The sequence below is a fragment of the Virgibacillus sp. DJP39 genome (genome assembly GCF_049310925.1).
Taxonomy (GTDB): Bacteria; Bacillota; Bacilli; order Bacillales; family Amphibacillaceae; genus Virgibacillus_F.
Map to the genome: position 1 here is coordinate 21,188 of NZ_JBMERP010000004.1, position 19,237 is coordinate 40,424.

At 39.0% G+C, this 19,237-nt stretch carries 13 protein-coding genes; 5 read left to right on the forward strand and 8 right to left on the reverse strand.

The window, feature by feature from the left end; translation table 11 throughout:
* From ACOI1D_RS02695 to ACOI1D_RS02715, 5 genes are all read left to right on the forward strand, one after another.
* Entirely contained in the window at positions 1–879 is an 879-nt protein-coding gene (locus tag ACOI1D_RS02695) for a MurR/RpiR family transcriptional regulator (RefSeq protein WP_422499036.1), read from the forward strand.
* 208 nt (positions 880–1,087) lie between these two features.
* The gene (gene murQ, locus ACOI1D_RS02700) at positions 1,088–1,996 is read left to right on the forward strand and encodes an N-acetylmuramic acid 6-phosphate etherase (protein WP_422499151.1); all 909 of its coding nucleotides are present in this window, start codon (positions 1,088–1,090) and stop codon (positions 1,994–1,996) included.
* An 82-nt stretch (positions 1,997–2,078) separates the two neighbouring features.
* On the forward strand, positions 2,079–3,410 hold the full coding sequence (locus tag ACOI1D_RS02705) for an ABC transporter substrate-binding protein (RefSeq protein WP_422499037.1): 1,332 nt from the start codon (positions 2,079–2,081) through the stop codon (positions 3,408–3,410).
* 114 nt (positions 3,411–3,524) lie between these two features.
* Positions 3,525–4,418, forward strand: a complete 894-nt coding sequence (locus ACOI1D_RS02710) for a carbohydrate ABC transporter permease (RefSeq protein WP_422499039.1) — start codon at positions 3,525–3,527, stop codon at positions 4,416–4,418.
* A 10-nt stretch (positions 4,419–4,428) separates the two neighbouring features.
* Positions 4,429–5,271 carry a carbohydrate ABC transporter permease gene (locus ACOI1D_RS02715; protein WP_422499040.1) on the forward strand — a complete coding sequence of 281 codons (843 nt, stop codon included), beginning with the start codon at positions 4,429–4,431 and terminating at the stop codon, positions 5,269–5,271.
* A gap of 88 nt (positions 5,272–5,359) precedes the next feature.
* Here ACOI1D_RS02715 and ACOI1D_RS02720 read toward each other — a convergent pair whose 3' ends face one another.
* The 8 genes from ACOI1D_RS02720 to glgB form a co-directional block, all read right to left on the reverse strand.
* Positions 5,360–6,568 carry an exo-beta-N-acetylmuramidase NamZ family protein gene (locus tag ACOI1D_RS02720; RefSeq protein ID WP_422499152.1) on the reverse strand — a complete coding sequence of 403 codons (1,209 nt, stop codon included), beginning with the start codon at positions 6,566–6,568 and terminating at the stop codon, positions 5,360–5,362.
* Between the two features lie 76 nt (positions 6,569–6,644).
* On the reverse strand, positions 6,645–8,753 hold the full coding sequence (locus ACOI1D_RS02725; protein WP_422499042.1) for a glycoside hydrolase family 3 N-terminal domain-containing protein: 2,109 nt from the start codon (positions 8,751–8,753) through the stop codon (positions 6,645–6,647).
* A gap of 15 nt (positions 8,754–8,768) precedes the next feature.
* A complete protein-coding gene (locus ACOI1D_RS02730; protein ID WP_422499043.1) occupies positions 8,769–10,469 on the reverse strand; it encodes a serine hydrolase in 1,701 nt (566 codons plus the stop codon).
* Positions 10,470–10,684: 215 nt separating this feature from the next.
* Complete coding sequence (locus ACOI1D_RS02735) at positions 10,685–13,111, reverse strand: glycogen/starch/alpha-glucan phosphorylase (RefSeq protein ID WP_422499045.1); 2,427 nt, start codon at positions 13,109–13,111, stop codon at positions 10,685–10,687.
* Between the two features lie 31 nt (positions 13,112–13,142).
* The gene (locus ACOI1D_RS02740; protein ID WP_422499047.1) at positions 13,143–14,585 is read right to left on the reverse strand and encodes a glycogen synthase; all 1,443 of its coding nucleotides are present in this window, start codon (positions 14,583–14,585) and stop codon (positions 13,143–13,145) included.
* A gap of 15 nt (positions 14,586–14,600) precedes the next feature.
* The gene (gene glgD, locus ACOI1D_RS02745; RefSeq protein WP_422499048.1) at positions 14,601–15,707 is read right to left on the reverse strand and encodes a glucose-1-phosphate adenylyltransferase subunit GlgD; all 1,107 of its coding nucleotides are present in this window, start codon (positions 15,705–15,707) and stop codon (positions 14,601–14,603) included.
* Positions 15,708–15,903: 196 nt separating this feature from the next.
* Positions 15,904–17,043 (reverse strand): glucose-1-phosphate adenylyltransferase, encoded by a 1,140-nt coding sequence (locus tag ACOI1D_RS02750; protein ID WP_422499049.1) that lies wholly within the window; start codon positions 17,041–17,043, stop codon positions 15,904–15,906.
* Positions 17,040–18,959, reverse strand: coding sequence for a 1,4-alpha-glucan branching protein GlgB (gene glgB / locus ACOI1D_RS02755; RefSeq protein WP_422499050.1), 1,920 nt, complete (start codon positions 18,957–18,959; stop codon positions 17,040–17,042). Before glgB ends, ACOI1D_RS02750 begins: the two co-directional genes overlap by 4 nt.
* Positions 18,960–19,237: the final 278 nt, after the last annotated feature.

The window sequence follows — 19,237 nt, forward strand, 5'->3', positions numbered from 1 at the left end:
GTGTCACATATTAAAGGTGGATTAGTCATATTAAATGAAATGGTAAACAGCCTACCACCATCAGAGAAAAAGATCGCAAAATATATACTTGATCATCCAGAAGAATCAATTTTATTAACCGTAGTAGCACTTGGAGAAAGAAGTAAAACAAGTAGTGCAGCTGTAATTCGGTTATGTAAATCATTAGGGTTTAAAGGATTTCAGGAATTAAAAATTCGCGTGACAGGTGATTTACAGGACCAGGAAATTAAAGGCTATCGTGATATTCAGCCAAATGAATCTTACAAAGATATAATAGAAAAAGTTACTTCAAACACAATGCAGACGCTAAAAGAAACAGCAGATATATTAAAAGTTGAGGATCTTAAAAATGCCGTTACGACTTTATCCCGTGCTAAGTCTATATTATTTATAGGTTTTGGTGCGTCACATATTGCAGCAAAAGATGCTGAACAAAAGTTTTTGAGGATTGATAAACAAGCGCAAGCGCTGTCAGATGTACATATGGCTGCAACATCTATTGCAAACAAAGGTCCAAATGACGTGGTTGTTGGGATATCCTTTTCCGGAAAGACCTCAGATGTAGTTAAATTATTGGAGTTGGCAAAACATAAAAATGTCCAGACTATTAGTATTACTAAATACGGAAAAACCCCAGTAACAAATTTTTCTGATATTCAGTTACATACTTCTGCAGCAAAAGAGGCTACTTTCAGGAGTGGCGCTACATCTTCACGGATTGCACAGCTGCACGTAATTGACATTCTATTTATGTGTCTGGCATCTGAAGAGTATGAAGAAACGGTGAGACATCTGGATGAAACAAGGGATGCAATTCGTTTTTTTAGAGGAAGTCCAACAAAACCAAAAAAAGTATAATACATTCTGGAGTTAGTGAATAAACATAAATAAAATGACCCAAGCTCAGTCTGTACACACTGAAATATTATTACTAAAATGCCAATCAATGATTGACAAAAAATATCAGTCGGACTATACTTAAATCAACTTCAAAAGATTAGGATAATTTTAAATAGATAACATTTTTTGTAAACGCTTACTAACTGATGAGGAGATAACTATGCCAATGAAAATATCTGCTTTAACAACAGAGCAAAGAAATGAAAACAGTATGGCACTTGATCAAATGTCAACGAGTGATATTTTAGGTGTAATTAACCAAGAGGATAAAAAAGTAGCAATTGCAGTGGAAGCTGTTTTACCTAAAGTTGAAGAAGCGGTTGAACATATTTACAATGCGTTAGCCAAAGGCGGTCGTCTCTTTTATGTAGGTGCAGGAACGAGTGGACGATTAGGCGTGATTGATGCCTCTGAATGCCCACCTACTTTTATGACTTCAAAAGATATGGTTCAGACAGTTATGGCTGGTGGCATGAGTGCTTTTGTGGATGCTGTTGAAGGAACTGAGGATAATGAGCTTCAGGGTGAAGCAGATTTAAAAGAAAGGAACCTTACTGAGAACGATGCAGTAATTGGAATTACCGCAAGTGGACGAACACCATATCCAATTGGTGCATTGAAGTTAGCTCGAGAGATCGGGGCTTTTACTGTAGGGCTATCATGTAATGACAATTCGTTAATTAGTCAGTATGCTGATTGTGCAATAGAGGTAGTGGTTGGGCCAGAAGTATTGACAGGTTCTACTAGAATGAAAGCGGCTACAGCTCATAAAATGGTTCTAAACATGATCAGTACAACCACTATGGTGAAACTTGGGAAAGTCTATGAGAACCTAATGGTGGATGTTCATGCAAGTAATTATAAATTGTTGGAAAGAGCTAAACACACACTAACGGAAATAACGGATGTTAGCTATGAGGAAGCTGAAAAAGTGCTGACGTTAACAAACAATGAAGTTAAACCTGCTATCGTTATGATCGAGGGGAACGTGTCTTTTAATGAGGCAAAGGATGCTATCAGACAAAGTAAAGGGTATGTAAGAAAGGCAATTGATAATGTGAAATATTCAATCTGAAAACATTAGAACTGACATTGATAGTTTTTTGCAACTGTTGATGTGTTTTATATAATTTTTAAAAAACGAGGGGGAGAATTGCTTGAAAAAACTATTTAAGAAACAGTTTTTGTTAACATTATTGGCTATTTTTATGCTGGCTCTAGTAGTAGGATGCAGTGACAAAGAGGAAACAGGTGGTGAGGCTGATAAGAAAAAGAGTGATGGGGAAATTTCTGGAAAGCTCGAAATTCAGTACTTTGTTGGAGGTTACGGTGACGCCTGGTGGAAAGATGTAATCGCAGGCTATAAAGAAAAGTATCCTGATGTAGAAGTTACCGAACACGCGGGACCGAATATCAACGAGGAAATGAAAACACGTTGGATATCAGGAAGTCCACCTGATGTCGTATACATTGATGGTGCAGGTTCTAGTGAAACACAAATGGTGGAAGATGGACAATTAATGGATCTTACTGATTGGGTTGAAACAATTAAACTTGAAGATGGTACACCTTTAATGGATAGCTTTATTGTGCCTCCAAGTGATTATGATGGAAAAATATTCAGTTTACCACTTGTTTTCGATACATGGGGAACTTGGTACGATAAAAAGATGTTTGAAGAAGGTGGCTATGAAATACCTTCTGACTTTGACAGCTGGATGACGTCAATGGGAGAAATTCAGGATAAAGAAGGTATTACACCATTTACAACTACAGGCCAGTATCCTTATTACTTCTTAAGAGGGGTACTGTACCCTGCATTTGGTGCAGCAGGTGGGGATGAATTATTAACATCTGTCATTACCGGTGAAGAGGGTGCATGGACTAGTGAGCCGGTGTTAGAGGTTATGAAAAAAGTTCAGAAAATGCAAGAAGCGGGTTATATCGATCCTGGCTTTGCAGCACTTAACCATACACAATCCCAAATGAACTTTATACTCGGTAAGAGCGCATACATTCCTGTAGGTTTCTGGTTGCCGAACGAGATGGCAAAGGATGTACCAGAAGACTTTGAATTTGGTTTCATTCCTTCTCCAATGAATGAAGCGGGAGAGCCAATGTTAGTAGTTCCGGATTTACGTCCTCTAGCAATTGCAAAGGATGCTAATAATCCTGAAGCAGCAAAAGCTTTTGTAGAGTTTGCTTATCAAAAGGAATATGCAGCTAAATTTGCAGAGTTAACAGGAGCTTTGATGAATATGAAAGGTGTAGACATTGACAGTAACGAAAATGTTCCTGCCTATTTGAAGGATGCTAACAAAATGATTAATGATCCGGAGCAAGTAGCTATTCACCACAAGCCTCATCCAATGAGTGCAGATCTTGAGACGCCAATCAGTGATGCTTTAGTTGCACTAATGCTAGGTGATATTGACGCTAAAGAATTCACGGAGAAAGCGGAAGCTGCTGCTGCAGATTATCGGGAATAATTGCTTTAGTTAGATTAGGGATGTAAAGGCAGGTTCTGTTCCTGCCTTTGCATTTTTTCTATTAGTTTGTTAGAGACTGGATGATTACAACTTTGTATAGAAAAGAGGGATTGGATGGTTCAGTCCAAAAGTAAAAAAGTTATGTTTCTTTTATTTTGTTTGCTGCCTACTTTGTTGGTGTTCGGAATTTTTACTATATACCCTTTAATTAATGGTCTTTATTTATCTTTTTTTGAATGGTCTGGTGCTGGTGGAGCAAAAGAATTTATCGGATTAGAAAACTATATGGCACTTTTTAATGACCCAATTATCCCAAAAGCGATTTGGCATGATTACTTTTTAGTTATTGCTAAGGTTTTCGGAATAATGATTTTAGCTACTTATTTTGCAGTAGCACTTACACAGCTCAGGCTCAAAGAATCTCCTTTTTACCGCATTGTTTTCTTTTTCCCCAATATTATGTCGGTAGTGGTTATTGGTATTTTATGGACATTTATTTTTAATCCTGACTTAGGGTTAATAAATTCCGGTTTAAGGGCTATAGGTTTGGAAAGTTGGACGAGACCATGGCTAGGTGATTTGCAATGGGCATTACCAGCACTTGTTCTGCCATCCGTCTGGGCCGGGATTGGCTTATTTATGCTCTTGCTAATGGGTGGTATCGCCAACGTACCAAAGAGTATGTATGAAGCGGCGGATATAGATGGTGCAAGCAACTGGCAACAATTCTGGCGTATAACCGTTCCACTAGTTTGGCCACAAATTAAGACATCGATCTTATATATTGTTATTACAACTCTAAATGGTTCTTTCATCATTGTGCAAGTAATGACTAGGGGTGGTCCAAATAATGCTACACAGGTTATGGGGTCATACCTATACCAGGAAGCATTTACTGAGTATAACTTCGGTTATGGAGCAACGATCGGTGTAATGATTTTAATCTTATCATTGGCTACTGTATTGGTATTACAATTCCTGCTGAAAAGAGATAAGGTTGAATACTAGGGGGGAAAGCATGACACATAAAATTAGTCGCTTATTAATGAAGAGCATTATTCGAATTCCGTTAATTATATGGTCGTTAGTTGTACTGTACCCGATATTATGGATGTTCATGGGGGCATTTAAGTCCAATGGGGAAATATTCGCGTCACCATGGGCGTTACCAGAAACGTTCAACTTTAGTAATTTTGTTACCGCCTGGACGGATTATAACATTGGATCGAGTTTTCTAAACAGTTTATTTGTTACGGTTTTAGGTACTGCGTTATGTCTAGTATTTGCTATACCTACTTCCTATGCAATAGAACGAATCAGATTCAAGTTTAGCAAGGTATTATTTAATACGTATTTGTCTGCAATGATGATTCCAATGGTGCTAGGTTGGATTCCATTGTTTTTCCTTTTGTTAAAGTTTAATATGCTGGATAATATATGGGCACTTGCACTTGTTTACGCGGTAACACAAATTCCATTTAGTATATTTATAATGACAAGCTTCATGAGCAGTATACCTAGAGAACTAGAAGAGGCTGCTGCAATTGATGGCATGTCACAGTATGGAATTCTACTAAAAGTGGTTACGCCATTATTAACCACCGGAATTATTACGGTATCAATTATGAATGCTGTTACCTTCTGGAATGAGTATTTCATGGCATTAATTTTCCTTCAGACCGATGGAAATTACACGCTAGGTTTAGCAATGGATCTAATGAACAGGGAAGCCCAGTACACGAATGCCTGGGGTGCATTGTTCGCAGGCCTGTCTATTGCGATTATACCTGTTATGATCATCTATGCTATCTTCCAGCGCTGGATTGTAAAAGGGATGATGGAAGGCGCGTTAAAAGGATAACATGATCCATCTTACCTTCTTGTACTATATAAACTAGTAAAAAAAGAAAACCTTGACTCAATGATAGAGTCAAGGTTTTTAAGCTTTTTTATTTCTTATATAGTAAATACTTTTCTCTAATTTCTTTAAACTTGTTTAAATCTTTCTGCCATTGTACTTTCATGGATTCTACAGATTCACCGTTTTTAATTGCTTCACGAACCCAACTATTTCCGATTAAATTATCAAAAAAGGATATACCTGAACTATTTTCTGGTCGAAATGCAAAGTCTTCAGGGTATAAATCGTGAATAGCTTTAACAATGTGAAGACCCGTTTCGATAGGCAGATATGCATTTTTATCTGTCACATGTATTTGTATACCGTGACTTAATGTCCCGCGATGCTTTGAAAATGCCGGTGTAAATGAAGCTGCACGGAATAAGACTCCAGGTAAATCCAACTCACTTAATGTCGTAGCAAGTTCAGTGCTATTAATAAACGGTGCCCCAATTAGTTCAAATGGTCTCGTTGTCCCACGACCTTCTGAAATATTTGTACCTTCAATTAATGCGGCTCCCGGATATACCATTGCCGTGTCAAGTGTTGGCATGTTTGGAGATGGCATAACGAACTCGAGTGGTGTTTCATCATAATACATGTCACGTTTCCATTCGCTCATTTCTACAACTGTTAAATCTGCACCGATATTAAATTCAGTATTAAATAACTTTGCCAATTCTCCGACGGTCATACCATGTCTAAGTGGAATTGGATATTTACCAATAAATGATGCATATTTTGAGTCTAGTACTGGTCCTTCGACTTTAGCTCCACTTAAAGGGTTAGGTCGGTCTAACACGATAAACGGTATGTCGTTTTCCTGTGCAGCTTCCATTGCATATGCCATGGTGTAAATATACGTGTAAAATCTCGTTCCAACGTCTTGAATATCAAATACTAGCACATCAACGTTTTCTAGCATTTCAGGTGTAGGTTTACGAGTTTGTCCATACAAACTGTAGACAGGTAGACCGGTATTTTCATCAATATAGTAATCTACATAATCTCCAGCTTGTGCACTGCCACGGACACCGTGTTCTGGACCGTACAATGCGGTTAAGTTAATATCCGGGTCATTGTGAAACAGGTCCACAATACTAGTTAACTCTTGGTCTACTCCTGTAGGGTTCGTGATTAATCCTACGCGCTTTCCTTCGAGTAAATTTTTTTGTTCATCTAGTAAAACTTCAACTCCTAATTGAAACTTTTTAAGCTGTCCCTTGTGCTTCCCATTATCTGCAGAAACCCCTGACATTGACGTCAGTACCAATATAGCTACTAATACTACCAAAGATAATTTTTTCACGATAAATTCTCCTCCTATTTAAAGATTAGTATGACAACCCGTGGCCAAAGTTATATAGTACGTCATCGTTTAAATCTGGTATGGTGACAGGTAGTAATCCAGTTGGAGTATTTTCCCCAAAAATTGTAGCAGCGGTTGCATTAAAGCTTGCCTCTCTAAATCCATATTGTGCAAGGTATGAATCGACTGTTGTGTATGCCATTATGTCGTATGGATTTCGAATACCCACTCCAATTACTGGTGCATTTGCATTTTTTATAACTTGGTTAACCATCTGCATCTGTGAGCTATCAATGGATCTGCCGCTCACATTATATGTGTAGGATCCGACAATAACCGAATCAGCTTCCTGTACGATGCTTAGCTGACTTTCTGAAAGTGGGCCTCCTGTTCTAATTACCTCTGTATTTGCATGAAATTGACTAATTGCCTCATATAAGGAAGAAACAAAGGAATTACCAACTACCACAATCTTTTGATCATCATTTAATGCTAGAGGCAATGTATTTTCATTTTTAACAAGTGTGATTGACTGTTCAGCCACTTTTTTCTCAACCTGTTTATGTGCTTCAGATCCAACAACTTCTTTTGCATGTGCTATTACCTCGTTGATAGGTGTCGGATTTTCTTCTTTTATAATGCCACGATTTACCTTTAAGGTTAAAATTCGTTTGACAGATGCCTCAATGCGCTCCTCGGTAATTTCGCCAGATTCAACTGCATTATATAAACCATCTGCAACATCTTTTAATCCTACAGGCATCAACACGATATCTGATCCGGCTTTTACCGAACGGATTGCAGCATCAACAGCGCCAAAGTGATCTTGGATGGCTCCCATATTTAATGCGTCTGTAATTATTACACCTTCAAACCCCATATAATCACGCATTAGCCCTGTGAGCACTTTATGGGAAAGAGTTGCTGGCAATGATATTTCAGTGCCGTCCTTTTTTGAAATAACCTTTGTATCATCTATTTTAGGAAAAGTTACATGTGCAGTCATAACGGCGTCTATTCCAGCATCCATAGCTTTTTGAAATGGATATAGTTCCACTTTTTTCAACCGCTCTAAATCGTAAGGTACTTCTGGTAATCCAAGATGTGAGTCTACTGCAGTATCTCCATGACCTGGAAAATGCTTAGCAGTTGCTGCTACTCCAGTACTTTGCAACCCTTTCGTATAAGCAATTCCTAAATCAGCAACAAGCTCAGAGGATTCACCAAAAGAACGGACACCAATTACTGGATTGTCTGGATTGTTGTTGACATCAAGAACAGGTGCAAGGTTCATATTTATACCCAGTGCCTTCAGCTCTTCACCGATTGCCTGTCCGACCTCGCCTGCAAGCTCTGATGACCTTGTTGCGCCAAGTGCCATATTTCCTGGCATGTCCGTTCCAGATTGGAGGCGTGTAACGATTCCACCTTCCTGGTCGATTGTCATTAACAGACCATACTTTTCAGTTGCTTCCTGATATGCAGAAACTAGCTTTGCTGTTTGTTCAGTTGTTACAACATTTTCTCTAAAAAGAATAACGCCGCCAAGGTGATATTCTTTTACCAGTTGTTCAATCTCGGGCAACATTTCGGTTACGTTTTCGCCATCCCAATTTCTGAAATCCGGCATTAACAGTTGACCGATTTTTTCTTTCATTGTCATACTCTTAATAGCGTTTAGTATGATGTCGTACTTTTCATTTTCCTGTTTAACGACTTTGCCGCTTGACATCGGTTTTCCTTTTTCATTTGAATTATCGACCTTAAAATCTACAGCAATTCGATCACTAAAATTCTCGTTTGAAACGCTGATAAAGGAGCGCCCATTTTGACCAGTAAATGTAACAATACCGTTTTTATCTACTGTGGCCACGTTTTTATTGGTTGATTCCCATTTTAAATTTGTAGATGTTTTGGTGAAATGCCCATCTTCGTATATGTTTAAGGCCTGTAAAGCAAGCTTATTATCCTCTATTATTGAGTTGACCTCTGGTACATTCTGATACAAAATCAGATCTTTCACCTGGTCATTCTCCTCCGCCGCATAAATGTAAGTAGAAGAGAAAGTAATTTGACTGCCCAACATTGTAAGAATGACGATTATAACTAAAGGTATGCGTTTCGAAACTCTCATTCATATCCCTCCATTTTAGTAGTTACGTTTTTCCCATTGGTCTGTCATATTGAATTGAGGTAATGCTTGGTTTCCATTATTCTCTTTTATAGAAGCATTGGTTATATACCATCCACGTCCGTTTGTTGAAGAATCCGTTTGGTAGTTAAATCGTATATATTCAGTGTCTTTAGGGAGTAAGACTTCTTTTGACTGCCAATCAATGCTACTACCTGTTAATGAGGGTGCAGCGAGAGCCCAGTTCAGACCATCCTCAGAAACTTCGATAAAACCTTGATCATAGCCTTGTTCAATTCTGTACCATGTGTCAAAAGTAAGTTTAGCCTCCGATTCAATAGTTACTTTTGCTGTAAGAGAACTATTTAGCTTGTCCCCATAACCTGAAAACCATGCATCTTGTCCTTTTGGAATGGAAACTGGAATAGCATCTGCAACCTGCCTTGAAAATTGACGCCTGGCAGGATTTGTAGAAACTGTCTCACGTGTCGGATGTACGCGGTTTGTGAGCAAAATTGCTATCGTATCGTTATTTAAATTGATGGCAATAGATGTACCGGTGTAACCAGTGTGACCTATTGTCGAGGCCACGGTTAGCGCGTCCATATACCAGCCCTGTGAAAGTTCCCAGCCAAGCCCATGCTCATCACCTGGAAATTGCGGGAGTTGATTTTCTACTAATAGTTGAATGGTCTCGGGTTGCAGAATCTGTTTGCCCTTGTATTTGCCATCATTGATAAACATATGTGCTAGAGTAGCTAAATCATCAGCAGTTGAAAAAACACCTGCATGCCCGGAAACGCCTGATAAAGACCATGCATTCTCGTCATGTACATTACCCCATACAAGGCCTCTGTTAGTCCATGGTTGATATTCAGTTGCAGCGATCCGGTTCTTTAGCGATTTTGGTGGGTTATACATAGTGTCTGACATGTTGAGTGGTACTAGAAGGTTATCATTTACGAATACATCTAGACGCTTTCCAGATATACGTTCGATTAATGCACCTAAAGTAATCATGTTTAAATCACTATAGGTATATGTTGTTCCTGGAGGGGTGTCTAACGGGTATTCAAAAACATAGTCCATCCGATCTTCACGACTTTCTCCGACCGTATAAAGAGGGATCCAAGCACGGAATCCGGAAGTGTGGGTCATTAACTGTTTGATAGTTACATCTTGTTTGCCGTTTTGGGCAAATTCGGGAATGTAATCCGAGACTGGATCTTCTAGCTCAAAATAGCCTAGTTCATAAAGTTTCATTGCAGCAGTAGTAGTGAAAATCTTACTAAGTGATGCAAGATCAAAAATGGTATCTTTTTGCATAGCAATTGGATCACTTACTGGATTACTTTCACCATCTTCATAGAGAAATGCATGACCATATGCTTCGTGTTGAACGATATGACCACGTTTGGCCACGAATGTTACCGCACCTGGCATAACATCTTCGTTGATCATTGATTCCATTATTGAAGATATCTCATCCAGAGGTGCTTGTCTCATACCCGCACCTTGTGCTGATCCAGGATGCAGGATAGAAGATGTTGGCCCCGGTAAACCCCAGGAAAAAATCGGATGGGGTCGTTCATGCGACTTCTTTTTTACATGTTTTTCAATCGTAGGTGAAGGGTTTGCACTCACTGGGAGTACGGCAATTACTAGCAATGACAATGTAGTAGCAATAGAAAAAGAAGCAAACAGCAACTTTTTATACATACACTTTTCTCCTCCAATCTCTAGTTTTTGATAACGCTTACACTAACTGTCTCAACTGTATGTTTAATTAGGATAGGAGTCCATATTACTTAAGTCACAAAAAACTTGGGACATATTGTAGAACTGTGCCAGAAGATGGGGGAGTTAGTAACCAAGGGGAAAAGTAAGCAGGTAACCAAAAATAAGGTGGTGCCTGGCACCACCTTATTTTTGGTTTATTGTTTTTCTATTTTCCAGATTCCTGTTACGTATTCCTGTATGGTTCGGTCGCTTGAGAATTTTCCGGAATGTGCAATGTTGATCAGGCTTTTTGACAGCCACTTGTTGCTGTGGCGATATGCTTGATCAACTAGCTGTTGTGTTTCTACATATCCATCAAAATCTTTTAGAATAAAATAAGGGTCGTTGGTAGAAAGGATATGGTAATAGATGTCCTTAAATTCCATATTTTGCGTCCCGGTTATTCCATCCCTTAACTGATGCAGAATCTGCCTTATTCTCTCATCGTTTTGATAGACCTCGTTTGCAGTATATGCGCCATTTTGGTAGAAATCAAAAACTTCTTCAGCTCGCAGTCCAAATATAAAGATATTCGGATCACCCACCAAATTCTTAATTTCAATATTTGCCCCGTCGAGCGTTCCGATTGTCAATGCACCGTTCATCATCATTTTCATGTTTCCCGTTCCAGATGCTTCTTTCCCTGCAGTTGATATCTGCTCACTCAAGTCTGCCGCTGGTATTATTTTTTCTGCTAGACTGACATTGTAGTTTTCCAGAAATACAACTTTTAATTTATCTTTTATATCAGTGTCATAATTGACAATTGATGCAACGGTATTGATTAACTTAATAACTTCCTTCGCAAAATAGTAGCTGGGCGCGGCTTTTGCTCCAAATATAAACGTTCTTGGCGTAATTTCAAGCTGTGGATTTTCCTTTAACTCATTGTACAAATAGATGACATGGAAGATATTAAGTAATTGGCGTTTGTATTCATGGAGCCGTTTAATCTGTACGTCAAAAATTGATTGATCATCGACGATAATACCAGTTGATTTGTGGATGTATGCAGCCAAATCACGCTTGTTTTCTAGTTTTATATTTCCAAGTTTTTCCAATAATGGACGATCTGTAGCGTAGCGCAATAAGTGCGTCAATTCTCTCGGTCGTTTTATCCAACTGGGTCCAATTGTTTCAGAAATTAAACTTGCTAAACGAGGGTTAGCCATTAGCAGCCAGCGTCTATGGGTGATTCCATTTGTTTTGTTGTTAAATCGATTTGGGTACAATGTGTAAAAGTTCTGCATTTCCTGTGTTTTTAAGATTTCAGTGTGTAGCTTAGCAACTCCATTAACACTGAAGCTGCCGATAATTGCAAGCCTTGCCATGTGGATTTGGTCGTCAGCAATCACAGCCATCTCAGGTATTTTCCCGCGGAGCTCAGGTTGATCAAACCAGATCCCCTGACAAAAACGTTCATTGATTTCCTCAATAATCATATAAAGACGGGGGACAAGAGACTGAATCATATCTACAGGCCACTTTTCAAGCGCTTCACTCATAATCGTATGGTTGGTATATGCAAAAACCTTTGTTGTGATATTCCATGCGTTATCCCATCCAAAACCTTCGTCATCCATTAACATCCGCATCAATTCAGGAATTGCCAGACTTGGATGCGTATCATTTATTTGAATAACAACCTTTTCAGGTAAGTATTTTAGTGACTTGTGCATATTTTTTTTATAGTTATTGACTATGTTTTTAAGGCTTGAAGCAACGAGAAAGTACTGTTGTTTAATTCGGAGCCTTTTCCCATCTTCGCTCGAATCGTCTGGATAAAGAATTCCCGAAATTTGTTCGATTAAGTAGTTATGCTCCAGGTCCTTATAATAGTTAGAATCATCACAGTTAGATAGTTCACTGATTGAAACAGGTTCCGCGCTCCACAAACGAAGCGTATTTATTACCTGATTATCATAGCCGACAATTGGAACATCGTAAGGGACAGCATTTACCAAATTCGTGTTTTCATACTTACACTCAAGGGTACCATTTTTTCGTTTGATCATATTAACTGATCCACCAAACTGAACTTGGACTGTTTCGTTTTCTTTTCTGGATTCCCAGGGATAAGGGTTTTTTAACCAATAATCAGGAAGTTCCGTCTGATAGCCATTAATGAACCGCTGCTCAAACATTCCGTAGCGGTAGCGTATTCCATAACCATGGCCAGGATAATGAAGGGATGCCATTGAATCGAGAAAGCAGGCTGCTAATCTTCCTAAACCACCATTTCCAAGTCCAGGGTCATGTTCTTCTTTATACACTTCAGCTGGATCAAATCCAAGCTGAATCAAGGATCGATCGCATATTTCTGCCATGCCGCTATTTAACAGGTTACTTTTCAGTAAGCTGCCAATCAGAAATTCCATGGATAAATAATAGATTTGTTTTGGTTGCTTTTCCTGGTAGTTTTCGTTTGTGTTATACCAACTGCCTTTAATCTCTTGGTTGACTATCGAGCTGACCACATAAAATATATCACTAATCGAAGCATTTTCTACTTTCCTATCGTACTCTGTTTCTATTTTAAGACTTATCGCTTTAACAAATGTATCAACGGTCCATTTCGTCAATGTATATCCACTCTTTTCGTTAGTTCTTTACCTACGCTTGGCCTTTATTAACAACAGTTTCAAGTAGTGATTCATATAGGCCTGTGTATGCATTGGCAGATTCTTTCCAACTGAAGTTACTCTTGTTAACATTTTTCAATAGTGTGGACCACTTATCTGGATCATGATAAATTTCAAAAGAATATGTTAAAGCGTTTAAAAATTCGTGTGCATTATAGTTTTCAAAACTGAAGCCATTGCCAGTCCCGTCTACTTCATTGAAAGGGGTGACCGTATCTTTTAGTCCTCCTGTTTCTCTGACAATTGGAACTGTCTTGTACTGAAGAGCTATTAATTGTGACAGTCCACATGGTTCAAATTGTGATGGCATTACAAAGAAATCACCTGCCGCATACAGTTGCCTTGCGAGTGCCTCATCGAAACCTAGATAGGAAACGAGCTTATCCTTGTTTCGTTCGGCAGCATGGTAGCAAAAGTTCTCAAATTCAAAGTCTCCTGTACCCAACACGATGAATTGAACATCCTTCTGCAAAAACTCATCCAGAATAGTTTGAACCAAATGAAGCCCTTTCTGTTCTACCAAACGAGTAATCATCACATACAAAGGTTTTTCAGCATCTATTGGTAAGCCTAATTTCTTTTGCAGGTTCTCTTTATTTTCCTTTTTCTTAGCTCTTGAATAGATGTAGTTTGCATGAATGTGCGGGTCGGTCTTTGGGTTATAGTCGTCTACATCGACACCATTGATTATCCCAACTAAATCATTCTGACGATCTGCAAAAAGTGAGTGTAATCCTTCACCGTAATAGATTGTTTTAATTTCTTCTGCATAGGTAGGACTTACTGTTGTAATTTTATCGGCATGAAAAATACCGCTTTTCATACAATTAAGCAGACCATTCCATTCAAGTCCTCCGATGTGTTCAGGTGGTATATTGAACAACTCGTCAAATCCGTCTTTGGGAATAATCCCCTGATACTTTATATTATGGATGGTGAAAACAGTTTTCATGTTTTCAACAGGTTCTACTATTTTCGCAAAAGCGACTGCCAGACCTGCTTGCCAGTCGTGTCCATGAAGGATGTCAGGCTTAAAGTCCAGCACAGATAATGATTCAATCACAGCCTGACAGAAAAAGACGAATCGTTCACCATCATCATAATAGCCGTAGACTCCTTTTCGAGTGAAATAATAATCATTTTCAATGAAATAATAATGTACGCCGTTATGATTTAATTCATAAATATTCGCTTCTTGACTGCGCCATCCTACATTTACGTGAATCGATGTTACCCATTCCAAGTAACCTTGCCATTTTGTAATTATTTCTTCATAGAGAGGAAGGATTACCCTCACATCAGTATTTTCATTTTTGTTTAATACTTGTGGTAATGAACCGACTACATCTGCTAATCCTCCAGTTTTGACAAACGGGCTGCATTCTGATGCGACAAATAAAACTTTTTTCCCCATAGCTACATTCTCTCCTTAAATTGTTCTTCTTTTGGCAATGACAAACGGCTGTTCTTTTGCTCCCTTTAGTACTTGGTCTTTCGTTATTGTTACATCCTTATCCAGGATGACATTTTCAATATGTGCTCCTTGTTCAATAGTACAGCGCTGCATGATAATGGAGTTTTTAATAACTGCACCCTCGCTCACTTTCACACCACGAAACAAGACACTGGTATCAACCTCACCTTTAATCGTACATCCCGTGGCTACTAATGAGTTTCTCACATTTGAGGAGCCACTGTACTTCGTTGGAGCTTGATTACCAATTTTAGTCATGACATGTTCGTCTTTTGAAAAAAGCCGTTGATACGATTCTTTTTCAAGCAACTCCATATTTTGCCGAAAATAACTTTCAATGGAGTTGATAATGGAGCTGTAGCCATCATAATGATACGTTTGAATGTTTAATTTACTAAGATTTGCTTTTATTCCATCCATAAAGAAATGACTTTTGTAGTCAGCAATACATTCATCCACTAAGTCCAATAGTAAGGATTTCCGCAAGACATATACGCCGGTGAAAACATGGGGATTTGTGGGGTCACTCTGTAAAGAGGTAACCCAATTATCCGCATCCACTTTAACCTTAATACACGGGTTATGTTCTGGTAGAAGATTTTCGTATGTGGTTGTTAGTAATGTTACATCAGCGCCAGTGTCCAGATGACGCTGAAACATGTCATGATAGACTGTATTGGAAATGAACTGACTACCGCTTATTAAAACATAATCAGATTTGCCTCTTTCAAAATAATCCCGATTATTATGGAAATAGCTTAAATCACCTTTTGAAATGTCAGCTGGGTCATTCCAGTCAGGTGGCAGGATAAATAAACCACCATGGCGCCTATCCAAGTCCCAGTCAGCACCTGATCCGAGATGATCCATCAGCGACCGGTATTTGTTTCTTGTAAAAATGGCAACTTCACTTATATTTGATTTTGCCATATTGGAAAGTGTGAAATCTATTAAACGATAACGCCCTGCAAACGGAACAGCAGCACCACATCTGAAGTACGTTAGTTCATTCAAGAAATCGTGTTCATGCTCTAAATTAATTAAACCCATCATTGTGTCCATCGAAACACCCCCGTAATAATTGTTAACGTGTACGTTCTTCTTTTTAAAGTGAAGAAAGTATAAAAATTAGCGTTTTTCTGTCTAGCTCCAGCGCCTAGCCCCTCGAGGATTTAAGTCAAATCTCTTTGTGATAAAAACCATCACTAAGAAATTCGTCTTAAACTGGTCGGGGCTGATTAAGGCGCTTGCGCTTTTCTTAATTGGCCACTGCTTTTAAGTTGTCACTGGATAAAACAATTGGTTCTTCTTCGGAGTTTGCAATAATCTTCGTATAATCAGGTATCGTTACATTTTCCTGTACAATAACCCTTTCTAAGTGCACATTCGCACCAATTTTAACGCCAGGATGTAAAATGGATTGTTTGATTACGGAGTCATTACCAACTTCAACATTTTCAAATAATATAGATTGATAAAGCTCTCCGGACACAATGCAGCCGTTATTGACAAGTGAATGTTTGATTACGGCGTCTTTTCCAATAAGTTGTGGTCCAAAATTGGAGTCATGGGAATATGTTCGCCATTCTTTATTGTTTAATGAAAGGGTCAAATCTTCTTTTAAAAGATCCATATGTGCTTCCCAATAACTATCAATTGTTCCGACATCTTTCCAATACCCTTCAAAACGATAGGCATACAGCTTGCAATTGTCCGCTATCATGGCTGGCAATATGTCTTGCCCAAAGTCATGATTGGACGCTGAATCTGAGGCATCGGCTTCCAGGTAATTCTTTAAGAGCTTCCAATTAAAAACATAAATCCCCATTGACGCGAGATTACTTTGGGCATGCTCCGGTTTTTCGTCAAATTCATAGATTTTCAGATCATCGGTTGTATTGAGAATCCCAAAACGCGAGGTATCTTTCCACGGAACCTCGACGACAGAAATCGTAACATCAGCCTTTTTTTCCTTGTGTTGACGAAGCAATTCATCATAATCCATGTGGTAAATATGGTCACCGGAAAGGACGATTAAATATTCAGGGTCATACCGATCAACAAAGTTCTTGTTTTTTGTAATTGCATCAGCTGTACCTAAATACCACTTGCCACCGTCATTTTCAGTGAAGGGGGACAAAATAGTGAGTCCATCCTCCATCCGGTCCAAATCCCATGGTTTGCCAACCCCGATATGTTTGTGAAGCTCCAGTGGTGAATACTGCGTTAACACACCAACTGTATGCATGCGGGAATTAATGCAATTACTTAATGCAAAATCAATAATCCGATACCTGCCACCAAACAGAACCGCTGGCTTTGCCAAATTTTTCGTCAATGATCCTAACCGCTTGCCGACTCCACCAGCCAGCAGCATCGTAACGCACTCTTTTTTCATAACTTATCCTCCTTCAAACGATTGTGAGGCAGTTGCTTAAAAACACATACTGCGAGTGGGGGGACTTTTACTTTTATATGCTGACTTTGGCCATGCCATTCATCCGGAATACTAAAATGAGTCGTGATGTTGCACTGGTCTGAGCCTCCATAACTGGCTGCATCTGAATTAAACACTTCCCGGTATCTTCCAGGTGCGCAGACACCAACTTTATAATCGTAGTAAACAGTCGGTGTAAAATTGCAAAGAATAAGCAAATCTTCTGATGAATTTTTACTTTTACGTTTAAAAGCAATCACGCTTTGTTCCATATTGTCTGCATCTGTCCATTGAAATCCTGCTGGGTCATGATCGAGCGTATATAGGGAAGGCGAATCAAGGTAAAAGTGATTTAATGCTTTAACATAATCAAATAATGCACTGTGCAAAGGGTATTCCAGCAGCAGCCAATCCAATTCATGCTGGTCTCTCCATTCGATATACTGACCAAATTCTCCACCCATAAATAACAGTTTTTTGCCTGGATGAACCATCATATAGCCATAAAGTAGGCGAAGATTGGCAAACTGCTGCCAGCGATCTCCAGGCATTTTATTTAACAATGACTTCTTTCCATGGACCACTTCATCATGGGAAAGGGGTAGTACAAAATTTTCAGTATGTTTATACATAAATGAAAAGGTTAATAGATTGTGATGCCATTTTCGGTAAACTGGATCGTATTCCATGTAGGTGAGCATGTCATTCATCCAACCCATGTCCCATTTGAAATTAAAACCAAGACCGCCAAGGTAGGTAGGCTTGCTAACACCTGGAAGATCTGAACTGTCCTCAGCCATCATTAAAGCTGTTGGGAAGGACTCAAAAATAACCTCGTTTAACTTTTTGATAAAAGCCATCGCCTCAAGGTTCTCGTCCCCTCCGAATCCATTCGTCAGCTGTACTTCATCCGCGCCTCGGTCAAAATTCAACGAAGTCATACTGGCAACCGCGTCAACCCGCAGTCCATCAATATGAAATTCTTCCAACCAATAGACAGCATTGGAAATGAGAAAGCTTTGTACTTCTGGACGACCAAAATCAAATGTCAAAGTACCCCAGGAACGTTTTTCAGCTTTATCAGAGTCTTTGTATTCATATAGCGCTTCTCCATCAAACAGACGGAGACCTTGCTCGTCTTTGCAAAAATGCCCCGGTACCCAGTCCATAATCACGCCAATCCCGTTCTGATGACATTGGTCAATAAAATACTTAAAATCATTTGGTTTACCGTAACGACTAGTAGGTGCGTAATAGCCAGTAATTTGATAACCCCATGACAAATCAAACGGATGCTCTGAGAGAGGCATTAGCTCAATATGCGTGTACCCAAGCTCTTTAACATATGGAATTAACTCGCTGGCTAACTCTCGATAGGAATAATAGCTTCCATCATTTTTGGTCTTCCAGGACCCAAAATGAATTTCATAAATGAGAATAGGCTCCTTGTATGGATCAAGATTATTTTTATTACCTTCCCAATTAGCGTCATCCCACATATACTTATCAGAAGCGGGTGTGACAGATGCTGTTAGTGGCCGAATCTCTGCCTGAAAAGCATATGGATCTGCTTTTAAAAATGCCGGGCCTTCTGCAGGTGTGATCCGATATTTATAAGGGGAATTCAATTCGATTTCAGTAAAAAAACCTGTCCACAGCCCTGCCTGATTTAGCCGAGTCAACGAATAATTCTTACCGGTCCAGTTATTAAAATCACCAGCAACTTCCACTTCAGTTGCGTTTGGTGCCCATACTGCGAAGTGAAGACCCTGCTCACCCTTGGATTCACTCAGATGACAGCCAAGAAACTGGTAGCTGCGATAATTTGTTCCTTGGTGAAATAGATAAACGTCCTGGTCTGCGACTAGATTCGACATAAGCGACTCCTTTTAGTGTAGTTTCGACATAATTTTTAAGAATATTCAGTCTTTTTTGTTGAAAAATAAAAGCGCATTACGTTCACTCGTATCATTTCTGACAGGAGAATTGTAATATGCCTAAGTATGTCCGACTAAATCTTTATACCATTCTGGGTTGAGTATAGCACAAACAAGAGTTAAAGTGAACAATATTGGGAATATTAATAGTAGTGATAAACTTTTAGTTGGCTCTTTTCTTAAGTTTTGTTGCTCTTTAAGCTCGTATTTGATACAAA